General features: G+C 70.5%; 11 protein-coding genes. 5 read left to right on the plus strand and 6 right to left on the minus strand.

Translation table 11 applies throughout. The features are described from left to right. Positions 1 to 134 precede the first annotated feature (134 nt). The gene (locus E1298_RS37350) at positions 135 to 902 is read right to left on the minus strand and encodes a MerR family transcriptional regulator (protein ID WP_243726044.1); all 768 of its coding nucleotides are present in this window, start codon (positions 900 to 902) and stop codon (positions 135 to 137) included. A gap of 205 nt (positions 903 to 1,107) precedes the next feature. On the opposite strand from E1298_RS37350, the gene E1298_RS37355 reads away from it, so the two are divergent. Then, the gene (locus tag E1298_RS37355; protein ID WP_131901896.1) at positions 1,108 to 1,323 is read left to right on the plus strand and encodes a hypothetical protein; all 216 of its coding nucleotides are present in this window, start codon (positions 1,108 to 1,110) and stop codon (positions 1,321 to 1,323) included. A 21-nt stretch (positions 1,324 to 1,344) separates the two neighbouring features. Here E1298_RS37355 and E1298_RS48745 read toward each other — a convergent pair whose 3' ends face one another. The 3 genes from E1298_RS48745 to E1298_RS37365 all read right to left on the minus strand — a co-directional run bounded on the left by E1298_RS48745 (position 1,345) and on the right by E1298_RS37365 (position 3,219). Beyond that, positions 1,345 to 1,497, minus strand: coding sequence for a hypothetical protein (locus tag E1298_RS48745; protein ID WP_165975861.1), 153 nt, complete (start codon positions 1,495 to 1,497; stop codon positions 1,345 to 1,347). Positions 1,498 to 1,718: 221 nt separating this feature from the next. Continuing rightward, positions 1,719 to 1,982: a hypothetical protein gene (locus E1298_RS37360; RefSeq protein WP_207945075.1), complete on the minus strand. Its 264-nt coding sequence runs from the start codon at positions 1,980 to 1,982 to the stop codon at positions 1,719 to 1,721. A gap of 325 nt (positions 1,983 to 2,307) precedes the next feature. Further along, positions 2,308 to 3,219, minus strand: coding sequence for a LysR family transcriptional regulator (locus E1298_RS37365; protein ID WP_131901898.1), 912 nt, complete (start codon positions 3,217 to 3,219; stop codon positions 2,308 to 2,310). 89 nt (positions 3,220 to 3,308) lie between these two features. Between E1298_RS37365 and E1298_RS37370 the strand changes: the two genes are divergently transcribed. Then, positions 3,309 to 4,550, plus strand: a complete 1,242-nt coding sequence (locus E1298_RS37370) for a pyridoxal-phosphate dependent enzyme (protein WP_131901900.1) — start codon at positions 3,309 to 3,311, stop codon at positions 4,548 to 4,550. A 49-nt stretch (positions 4,551 to 4,599) separates the two neighbouring features. Here the strand turns inward: E1298_RS37370 and E1298_RS37375 are convergent, their stop codons facing one another. After that, the gene (locus E1298_RS37375) at positions 4,600 to 5,433 is read right to left on the minus strand and encodes a helix-turn-helix domain-containing protein (RefSeq protein ID WP_243726045.1); all 834 of its coding nucleotides are present in this window, start codon (positions 5,431 to 5,433) and stop codon (positions 4,600 to 4,602) included. Between the two features lie 238 nt (positions 5,434 to 5,671). Here E1298_RS37375 and E1298_RS37380 point away from each other — a divergent pair, with 238 nt between their 5' ends. From E1298_RS37380 to E1298_RS37390, 3 genes are all read left to right on the plus strand, one after another. Next, positions 5,672 to 6,664 carry a GlxA family transcriptional regulator gene (locus E1298_RS37380; RefSeq protein ID WP_131901904.1) on the plus strand — a complete coding sequence of 331 codons (993 nt, stop codon included), beginning with the start codon at positions 5,672 to 5,674 and terminating at the stop codon, positions 6,662 to 6,664. A 74-nt stretch (positions 6,665 to 6,738) separates the two neighbouring features. Beyond that, positions 6,739 to 7,476, plus strand: coding sequence for a MerR family transcriptional regulator (locus E1298_RS37385; protein WP_131901906.1), 738 nt, complete (start codon positions 6,739 to 6,741; stop codon positions 7,474 to 7,476). An 87-nt stretch (positions 7,477 to 7,563) separates the two neighbouring features. Then, positions 7,564 to 9,177 (plus strand): long-chain fatty acid--CoA ligase, encoded by a 1,614-nt coding sequence (locus E1298_RS37390; protein ID WP_131901908.1) that lies wholly within the window; start codon positions 7,564 to 7,566, stop codon positions 9,175 to 9,177. 20 nt (positions 9,178 to 9,197) lie between these two features. On the opposite strand, the gene E1298_RS37395 is transcribed toward E1298_RS37390, so the two are convergent. Continuing rightward, on the minus strand, positions 9,198 to 10,820 hold the full coding sequence (locus tag E1298_RS37395; RefSeq protein WP_207945076.1) for a catalase: 1,623 nt from the start codon (positions 10,818 to 10,820) through the stop codon (positions 9,198 to 9,200). Positions 10,821 to 10,865: the final 45 nt, after the last annotated feature.

Below are 10,865 nucleotides of genomic sequence, written 5' to 3' on the forward strand. Positions count from 1 at the left end.
AGGTCGGGCTCAGGGGGGCGAGGCGGCCGAGGCCGTGGGCTCAGAGGGTGGCGAGGCGGCCGAGGCGGGCTCAGGGGCGAGGCGGCCGAGGCCCGGGGTTCACGGGGTGGCGAGGCGGCCCGAGGCCGCGGGGCTCAAGGGGTGGCGAGGCGGCCGAGGAGCTGGTCGATCGCCGTGCGGACCTGGCGGTCCATGGCGGCCGCGAAGCCGGCCTCGACGGTGGCCTGGGCGCCGGGGCGCAGACGGGCGAGCGTGTCGGTGAGCTCGCCGAGGTCCTGGTCGTCGGCGCGGCCGACGACGTGCGTCGCGATCAGCTGGACGAACATCGCGGCCAAGGCGTCCATGCTGCGCTGGAGCTCCTGCCCGGCGGACAGGACCGCCTTCAGCGGCACCCCGGCCCGGACGAGAGTGACCGTGGCCTCCAGCTGGCGGCGGCTCCAGTGCGTGACGCGGTCGCCGTCCACCTCGATGAGCCCCAGGTCGACGGCCCGCTCGACGGCGCCCGGGTCGACCTCGCCGGGGAACAGCGCCGTCAGCTCGTCCAGCGTCATGGTCACCGGGACCTCGTTCGACCAGGGGGTCGTGACCGCCTTCTCGACGCCGAGCAGGGCGCCGATGTCGCGGCCCTGCTCCCACGCCGACAGCAGCTCGCGGATGCCCTCCAGCGTGTGCCCGCGCTCCAGCAGGTTGCCGATCATGCGGAGGCGGACCAGGTGGTCCGCGGAGTACAGGCCGACGCGGCCGGCCCGACGCGGCGGGGGCAGCAGCTTGCGCTCCTGGTAGTAGCGCAGCGTCCGCACCGGGACGCCGGCCGCGCGCGCGAGCTCGGCGATGCGGTACTCACGGCCGCCGCCGCCGTCGCCGGGGGTGCCGCTCTGGTCCTCCGCCGCCTCTTCGCTCACGGGCGCCAGCATAGTTCGCGGACGGCCCGTCCGGCCCATGGCGACCGCCCCGCCGGCGCCCACCGCCCGCCCCGCGCGCGGCGTGACCCCGGCGTGATCCCGGCGTGATCCCGGACGGGCTCGCGCCTGATGCTCGTCCCACGTGAACAGGGCGGATGTGGGTTACTCTCGGCCGGGCGCGGATTTCCCAGCCGAAAGGCCGATCATGCTGAAGACCCGTTCCACCCTGCTCGCGATGACCGTCCTGGTCGCCGGGCTCGGGCTGAGCGCGTGCTCGGAGAAGCGGTGGTGCGAGCACGACGCGACCGACACCAAGGTGAGCGATCGCTACTGCAAGAACCACACTCCCGGGTACGAGTGGGAGTCGGGCAGCGGCCACAAGAAGCAAAAGAAGAAGAAGCCCAAGACCAAGTCGCACTGACCGACGCGGTGCCGGACCCGGTCATGTGCCTCGGCGCAGGGTCATGGTCTTGCGTGATCGACGTCGGCTCTTCTCGTTCGCGGCCTGCGGGGCCTGGACGGCCTCGGCGGCGAGAAGGTCGCGGAGCGTGCGGGGGACGATGTCCTCGGGCCTGTCGCTGAACGCTGAACGCATCGGAACTCTCCCTCTTTCCGGGGAGCCGGCCGTGGTCCTCGTCGTGCTGTGGGGATCCCGCCGGTTCTTATGTGGTCTGCCGGACCGTGGTTCTGCCGGACCGTGGTTCGTTCGGCTCGTAGTTCGTTCGGCTCGTGGTTCTGTCGGACCGTGATTCGGTCGGACCGTGGTCCCGTCGCTCCGCCGGGTGGGAACCCGCCGGTGCGCGGACGGGGTGTGGCTCAGGCCGCCGCGGCGTAGACCTGGGACACGGTGCTGAGCGCCCAGCGCATCCGGGCGGCGTAGGTGTCGGGGTGGTCGCCCGCCTCCTGGGCGACCAGGGCGGCGCACACGGAACGGTCTTCGCCGCAGTCGCAGAGCCGGGCGTCGATGGCCATGCGGACCTGCTCCGCGGACGGATGGTCGGAAGCCTGCAACCGGGAACTGAAGAGGATCAGGGCCAGATCGGAGGTGCTCATCGAGGTGAAGCTCTGCGCGTTCGACATCGTGTGCCTTCTTCCTGCGGAGGGGTCCTCGTTCCCCTGCTGCTAACTACGACTCTGACGACTGGAAGAACTCATCGCCATCGGGGAAAACCCCCAACCTTGGTGGGGCTAACCCTCATAACACCCGTAGTCCTGTCTCCACCCGGCCGGTGTAGGTGTCTCCACTTTAGCAGAATGGAATATTCTATTCCAGAAGGTGGAGTCTTAGTTTTGGGGGCTCTGACCTGCGGGCTTCGGCGGGTTCACTGCGTCCGGCGAGCTCCCCGCCGCGGCCCCTGTGGGTGCCGAGCCGTCCGTGGCGGGACACGAATCCCATACCTCCAGGCTAGCTCCGTCCTCCAAATGCCCCACCTCCGACGAGCGCCTCCCGGCAGGCCCGGATGGCCGGATGCGAACCGCCGCCCCTGCGGGTCGCGGTGAACAGGCGGCGGGTGCGCCGATCCTCCGGCAGCGGCAGGACGGTGACCGTCGGCGGACGGCCCGACCAGACGAGGTCGGGCAGCAGCGCCACGGCATGCCCGCGCTCCACCAGACGCAGGTGGAGCAGGAGGTCCGTGGACTCGAACCGCACGTCGGGCTCGAATCCCGCCTCCCGGCACAGCCGCATCGCCCATCTGCGGGCCGCGGTGCCCACCGGTTCCATGACCCAGGGCCGTTCGGCCAGTTCATGGAGCGCCATCTCCGTCCGGCCCGGTGGCGACAGGGAGGCGGGGAGCGCCAGGCGGACCTCGTCCCCGCAGAGCTCCTCGTACTCGATTTCGGCCGGACGAGGGTTGGGATCCACCGGATACTCCTCGGTAACCACCAGGTCGAAGTCACGTGCCAGCAGGGCAGGAACCGCGATCTCCGGCTCGCGCTCCGTGACCTCGACCCGGAGCCCCGGATGCGCCTCGCGGAGCAGGCTCAGTGCGTCCGGGACCAAGGCGAGCGCGGCCGTCTGGAACGCCGCGACGCGCAGCACCCCCGTGATGCCCTCCAGGGACGCGGCGAGTTCGGCCTCCGCGCGTTCGAGCCGTTCGAGTACCGCCTCGGTGTGCGCGACGAGGATCTCGGCCTGCGCGGTCAGCCGGACCCGGCGTCCCACCGGCTCCAGCAGCGCGACCCCGACCTCCCGTTCCAGGACGGACAGCTGCTGCGAGATCGAGGACGGGCTGTAGGACAGCGCCGCGGCCACGGCGGCGAGCGTCCCGCGGTGCTTCAGCTCACGCAGCAGCCTGAGCCGATGGAGATCGAGCATGGGCGCCTACATTCATCGGTTTCCCTAATGATTATCGCTCGGAAAGATTCGCTGGACCGACGGAAGAGGCTTACGGCAGCGTGGGATCCATGACCACCGCTCTCACCTCCGCCTCCGTCGCCTCCCCGCTCGTCCGTGAGCCGTGGTTCGCACGTCCCGCCGCCAGGACCTGGACGTGCCCGCCCGCGCCGTGCGACGTCGCGGCCTTCCACAAGGCGCTGCCCGGGTACGCGCGCACACCGCTCGCGGAACTCCCCGCCTTGGCCGCCGAGCTGGGCGTGGGCAGGGTCTTCGTCAAGGACGAGTCGCACCGGCTCGGCCTGCCCGCCTTCAAGATCCTCGGCGCGTCGTGGGGCGTCTACAGAGCCCTGTGCGACCATTACGACCTGCCCCTGAGCGCAGGGGTCGGCGGCGCTCCGGTGGGCGCTCGGAGCGGCGCTCGGGTGGTCGTTCGGGGCGGCGCTCGGGTGGGCGATCCGCTTGATCCGCTCGATCGTCTGCGCGAACGGATCGGGGCGGAGCCGCCCGTCCGCCTCGTCACCGCGACCGACGGCAACCACGGCCGCGCGGTCGCCGCGATGGCGCGCCTGCTGGGCCTCGCCGCGGACGTCTTCGTCCCGGACGGAGTCCACCCGGCGGCGTTCGACGCGATCAAGGCGGAGGGGGCGCGGGTGACGAGGATCGCCGCGCCGTACGACGAGGCGGTCCGGCGCGCGGCCCGTGCGGCCGGGACGTCCGCGCTGCTCATCCAGGACACCGGCTGGCCGGGGTACGAGCGGGCGCCCCGCTGGATCGTGGAGGGCTACTCCACCCTCTTCGCCGAGATCGACGAGCAGTTGCGCGCGGCCGGTGCGGAACCGGCGGGCCTCGTCGCCGTCCCGGCCGGGGTCGGCTCGCTGGCCCAGGCCGCCGTCACGCACTACCGCGCCGAACGCGCCGAACGCGCCGGACAGGACGCGCCCACGCTGCTGTCGGTGGAACCGGAGGCGGCGCCGTGCGTTCTGACGAGCCTCCTCCACGACCGTCCGACGACCGTCGAGACCGGTTCGACGATCATGGCGGGACTGAACTGCGCGACCCCGTCCGGCCTGGCCTGGCCCGTTCTGCGCGCGGGCGTGGACGCCGCCGTGGCCGTCCCCGACGCCGCAGCCGTCCGCGCCGTCCAGGACCTGGCGGCGCTCGGCGTGCCCGCCGGTCCGTGCGGGGCCGCGTCGCTCGCGGGCGTCCGGGCGGCCTTGACCCCGGATCGCCGCTCCGTTTTGGCGCCCGGACATGCGAGCACCGTCGTCCTGCTGAGCACCGAAGGACCGGCCGCCAACCCGGCCCTCTGATTCACCCCGCAGCAGTACGCGGACTAGCGGCAGCGGCGAAGCGACCCTGTCAGATCGTTTCGAGCAGACCGGTGAGCAGTCTCCGGCTCGCGCCCGGTGGGAGCGCCTCGCCGGCGAGCCGCTCCCACGCCCGCTCGTACGCGTCGGCCTCGGCGGGCTTGTCGAGGTACAGGGCGGTCGCGAGCAGCTCCATGTAGACGACGTCCGGGATGGCCTGATCCTCGAACCGCAGCACCGTGAACGGCTGCCCGACCGGGACGATCGAGGTCCTGTCGACGGGGATGATCCTCACCTCCACCCCGGCGGAGTCGCCCTGCTCCACCAGGTACTCCAGTTGCCTGCGGATCAGGCCCTTGCCGCCGACGAAGCGCCGCAGCGCCGCCTCGTCCACCACGGCCGTGAACGCCCGGTTCGAGGAGCGCGCGAAATGCCGCTGGCGCAGGAGCCGGACGGTGATCCGGTCCTCGATCTCGATCTGCGTCGTGCCCGCCCGGATCCCGTCGCGGACGGTGAGGCTGACCCGGGCGTACTCCTCGGTCTGCAGCAGCTCCGGGATCTGGCAGGGATCGTAGGTGCGGACGCAGCGGGCGGCCTCCTCCAGGTCGAGGTACGACTGCATCCAGACGGGGATCATGTCGCTGTAGCGGTACCACCAGCCGCGGGCGTTGCCCTCCCTGGCGAGGCGCAGCAGCGACTCCCGCTCGGCGTCGTCCGTCACGCCGTACAGGACGAGCAGGTCCGCGACGTCCCGCTCCTTGAACGCGGTGCGCCCGAGCTCCATCCGGCTGATCTTGGAGTGGCTGCCCCGGATGGCGTACCCGGCCTCCTCGCGGGACAGGCCCTTCGCCTCCCGGAGCCGGCGCAGCCTGGCCCCGAGCAGCATGCGCCGGACCGTCGGCCCCCCGGCGGGCGTGCCCGCGCCCGGTCGCGCCCCTTGGTCCCGCGCTGGCGTCAACACCACTCCATCCAGGTCTGCGCTCGTCATCCAGGTCTGCGCCCGTCCGGAGCCAGAGCCTAGTGCAAGTGCAGATGCACGTGCACATGAACAACCATTTTGGATCGAGCGGACGTGGCGCGGCGCATCGCACTGGCCAGAATTCGATGTATGTCAGAATCTGGCCATGCACCGTGTCGTCGTCCTGGCCCTTGAGGGCGTGTACCCCTTCGAGCTGAGCATCCCGGTCCGGATCTTCGCGACCGCCGCGTCCGACCGCGGCGAACCGCTCTACGAGGTGCTGACCTGCAGCCTCGACGGCGGGCCCGTCCGGACGAACGCCGACTTCGCCGTGGCCGTCGAGCACGGCGCCGAGGCGGTCCCGACGGCCGACACTCTGATCATCCCACCCTTCGGCTCCGGTCCGGAGGAGGAGCAGGACTGGTTCCCTCCGCCGCTGGCCGAGGCGTTCGAGCGGATCCGTCCGGGGACGCGGATCGTCTCGATCTGCACCGCGTCGTACGTCCTGGCCGCCGCCGGACTGCTGGACGGCCGTCCGGCGACCACGCACTGGAACCAGGCGGACCGCTTCCAGCGCATGTTCCCCCAGGTCGACGTCGACCCGGACGTCCTGTTCGTGGACGACGGGAACGTCCTCACCGCGGCCGGGGTCGCCGCCGGGATCGACCTGTGCATGCACATCGTCCGCCGCGACCACGGCAGCGAGGTGGCCAACCGCGTCGCCCGCCGCTGCGTCGTCCCGCCGTGGCGCGAGGGCGGGCAGGCGCAGTTCATCGAGCGTCCCGTCCCCGAGTCGACGGCGGCCAGCACGTCCGCGACCAGGGAATGGGCGCTCGGGCAGCTCCACCGGCCCATCCCGCTGACCGAGCTCGCGGACCACGCGCGCATGAGCGTCCGGACGTTCTCCCGCCGCTTCCGGAACGAGGTGGGGACGACGCCCGGCCAGTGGCTGACCCAGCAGCGCGTCGAGCTGGCCCGCCGCCTGCTGGAGACCACCGATCTGCCGGTGGACCGCATCGCGGAGGAGGCCGGCTTCGGGACGGCCGCGTCCCTGCGCCAGCACCTGATCGCCACGATCGGCGTCCCGCCGTCGATGTACCGCCACACGTTCCGAACCGGCGACCCGGCGCATCACCCGGGCCAGGTACCGGCGTCATGACAATGATTACAGCGCCAGTTGTTAAGGTCGGTGCCCGCAGCGCAGAGGGGGCCACAAGCGCAGAGGGGGCCGCGATGGACGACCGCGAGTACCGCGTCGAGGAGCTGGCAGCCGAGGCGGGGATCCCGGTCCGGACGCTGCGCTACTACCAGGAGCGAAGGCTGCTCCCGGCGCCGCGCCGTGCGGGCAGGGTCGCGCTGTACTCCACGTCCCACCTGGACCGCCTGCGCCTGATCGCCCGGCTGCTCGACCGGGGTTACCGGCTGGACGGCATCGAGGAACTGCTCGCCGCCGCCGGTCAGCGGCAAGACGTGACGGAGTTGCTCGGCTTCGAGTGGGCGGCGGCCGCGCCGTGGTCGGAGCGCGGCACCGTCGCGCTGTCGCTGGACGAGCTGTCGGAGCTCCTCGACGGGCAGGTGACCGCGGAAGTCCTCGCGGAGGCGGCCGAACTCGGTCACATCACGCTCGACGGCGACCGCGTCGTCGTCAACAGCCCTCGGCTGCTCGACGCGACCGCGCAGCTCGTCCGGGCCGGGATCCCGCTCCCGGCGATCCTGGCGGTGACGTGGGAGCTGGAGGCGGCCTTCGACCGGATGGCCTTCAGCTTCGTCGAGCTGGTGCGCGGCCATCTGCTGGGCCGTCTGGGCGACGAGCCGTCCCCGGACGAACTCGACCGGCTGGCCGAGCTGGTCGGGCGCATGCGTCCCGTGGCCAGGACAGTTGCGGACGAGCACTTCGCCCGTGCGATGGACCGGCGCCTCAGCAAGGAAGTCGCCCGGATCAGGCAGCGCATCCGGCCTACGCGTCGGTAACATGCCTCTATCGCGTTCGCGCGCGATGGTCTAATCTCGGCCATCAATCCCAGTGTCAGCTGGTAACGACGTGACCGGAGGCCGCTGATGCACAGCACCATGCAGGACGTTCCGCTGCGGATCAGGCGGATCCTCGACCACGGCGGGACGGTCCACGCCACGTCCACCGTGACGACCGCGACCCCCACCGGCACCCGGAGCGGCACCTACGCGCAGGTCAGGGAGAACGCCGCCCGCCTCGCCCACGCGCTGCGCGCCCTCGGCGCCTCCCCCGGAGACCCGGTCGCGACGTTCATGTGGAACAACCAGGAGCACCTGGAGGCGTACTTCGCCGTCCCCTGCATGGGCGCCGTCCTGCACCCGCTCAACATCCGGCTGCCCGGCGAGCAGATCACCTGGATCGCGCGGCACGCCGGGGACCGCATCCTGATCGTGGACGACACGCTCGTCCCGCTCCTGGCGCCGCTCCTGCCCGACATGCCGGGCATCCGGCACGTCATCGTCAACGGCCGCGCCGACCTCCAGGCCCCCGACGGCATCGAGGTCCACTCCTACGCGAGCCTCCTGGAGCCCTACCCGACCGGCTACGACTGGCCCGAGACGAGCGAGCACCAGGCCGCCGCCATGTGCTACACGTCCGGCACCACGGACGACCCCAAGGGCGTCGTCTACAGCCATCGCTCCATCTACCTGCAGTCGATGGCCGTGGCCATGCCGGACACATTCGCGCTCTCGACCGCCGACACCCTCCTGGCGATCGTCCCCCAGTTCCACGTGCTGGCCTGGAACCTCCCCTACAGCGCGTTCCTCACCGGCGCCTCCGTGGCGATGCCCGACCGCTTCCTGGCCCCCGAACCGCTGGCCGCGTTCATCGCCGCGTCCCGTCCGAACAAGGGCGCGGGCGTCCCGACCGTCTGGCAGGGCCTCCTGGACCACGTCCGGACGCACCCGTCCGACATCACCTCCCTTCAGGAGGCCGTGGTGGGCGGTTCGGCCTGCCCGCCGTCCCTGATGCAGGGGTACGACGACCTGGGCATCACCCTCCTCCACGCCTGGGGTATGACGGAGACGTCGCCCCTCGGCACCTTCTCCCGGCCGCCCGCCGACCGCCAGGAGATGCGCCTTTCCCAAGGCCGCCTCCTCGCCCAGGTCGAGGCCCGCCTTATCGACGACGAAGACAGGGAACTCCCCTTCGACGGCAAATCCGTCGGCGAACTGGAAACCCGCGGGCCCTGGGTCACCGGCTCGTACCACGGCGTCGAAGCGCCGGACAAATTCCATGACGGCTGGCTGCGCACCGGCGACGTCGGATACATCACGCCAGACGGCTATCTCATCCTCACCGACCGTGCCAAGGACGTCATCAAGTCCGGCGGCGAATGGATCTCCTCGGTCGAACTCGAAAACCACCTCATGAGCCACCCGTCCGTCGCCGAGGCCGCCGTCATCGGCGTCCCCGACGAGAAATGGGGCGAGCGGCCCCTGGCTCTGGTCGTCCTCCGTGACGGCCATCCGGCGACCGCGGGCGAACTCCGCGAATTCCTCTCCGCCCACGTTGCCCGCTGGCAACTCCCCGAACGCTGGGCCTTCATCGCCGAAGTCCCGAAGACCAGCGTCGGCAAGATCGACAAGAAGCTGATCCGCCTCCGCCACGCCGACGGCGCCTACCGGGTGACGCTGAACCCGTCCGCGACGCCCTGACCAACGTTTCCTCACCCTCCTCAAGTAGGACCGTTGAACCGGTGGACGGCCCGCTCGTCCGGAACGCAGTGCGTCATTTTCAGCCCGCTGACGTCCCGTGACCCGTTCTTGCCCAGCCTGCCCAGACGCTCCCGGTCCTCATCGGTGAGATCCTGGCTCGCCAGCGGCTCCAAATGCGTGACATCATCCGGACCGATCCCGAGCCCCTGACCGACCCGCAGCCCGAGGTCGTCCTCTACCAGCAGGAAATGCCACACCATCCGCTCCTGGATCGGACGCTCGCACTGCGACAGCAGCGTGACGAAATTGCGCACCAGATCGTCCCGCTCCCAGTCCTCCATGAGCAGGTACCGCTGCCCCGCCTGCTTGTAGTCGTTGGCCCGCGGAATCCGCTTGCGCGTGAGCCGCCCCCGGATCTCCGGCCCCTGCTCGTCGTGCGTCGGATACTGTCCCTCCCGCAGCCCCCCGGTAATGGACGGCTCGTAGTTCACATGCGGGTTCTCTCCAGCCCGATCCACGTGATAGACCATCTGGCCATCGCGCTGATTGGTCCGCACGTCCGCGTACCTCGCCTGGTTCACGGGCAACTGCAGGTAATTGGGCCCGACCCGGTGCCGCTGCGTGTCGCTGTACGAGAACGTCCGTCCGACGAGCATCTTGTCGTCCGAGAAGTCCAGCCCGTCCACCAGCACCCCGGTGCCGAACGAGATCTGCTCGTTCTCGGCGAAGTTGTCGGCGACATTCCGATCCAGCACGATCCGCCCGACCGGCAGCGCCGGGAACCGGTCCTCCGGCCACACCTTGGTGTCGTCGAGCGGATCGAAGTCCAGCTCCGGATGCTCCTCGTCGCTCATCATCTGCACGAGCAACTCCCATTCGGGATAGTCGCCCCGATCGATGGCCTCGTGCAGATCCCTGGTGGCGTGCCCCAGGTCACCGGCCTGCACGGCCGCCGCGTCCTCCTCCGTCATGCTCCGGACACCCTGCTTGGGCATCCAGTGGTACTTGACGAGCCGCGTCTCGCCCGCCTGGTTCACCCACTTATATGTGTTGACGCCGAACCCCTGCATATGCCGGTAGTCGGCCGGGATACCGCGCGGGCTGAACAGATTGACGAGCATGTGCATCGACTCGGGCGTCTGCGACATGAAGTCGAAGATCCGGTTGGGCTCCTGCCGGAATGTCACCGGATCCGGCTTCAGCGCATGGATGACATCGGGGAACTTGATGGCGTCCCGGATGAAGAACACCGCCAGGTTGTTCCCGACGAGATCCCAGTTGCCGTCCTCGGTGTAGAACTTGATGGCGAACCCGCGAGGATCCCTCGCCGCCTCCGACGAGTCCCGTCCCCCGATCACGGTCGAGAACCGCAGCGCGATCGGCGTCCGCTTCCCCCGCTCCTGGAACAGCTTCGCCCGCGTGAAGGCGCCGACCGCCTCGTCCCCCCACCTGCCGTACGCCTCGAAGAACCCGAACGCGGTCACCCCCCTCGCATGCACGACCCGCTCCGGAATCCGCTCCCGGTCGAAATGGCTGATCTTCTCCAGGAACTGGTAGTTCTCCAGAGTCGCCGGCCCCCGCGCCCCGACCGTCCGCTGATTCTGGTTGTCGTAGACCGGATGCCCCTGCCGGTTGGTCAGCACCGGCCGCTCGTCCCCCGGCTCCGGTCCTGTCTCTTATACACCTCT

It is taken from the genome of Actinomadura rubrisoli, assembly GCF_004349215.1.
GTDB classification, from domain to species: domain Bacteria; phylum Actinomycetota; class Actinomycetes; order Streptosporangiales; family Streptosporangiaceae; genus Spirillospora; species Spirillospora rubrisoli.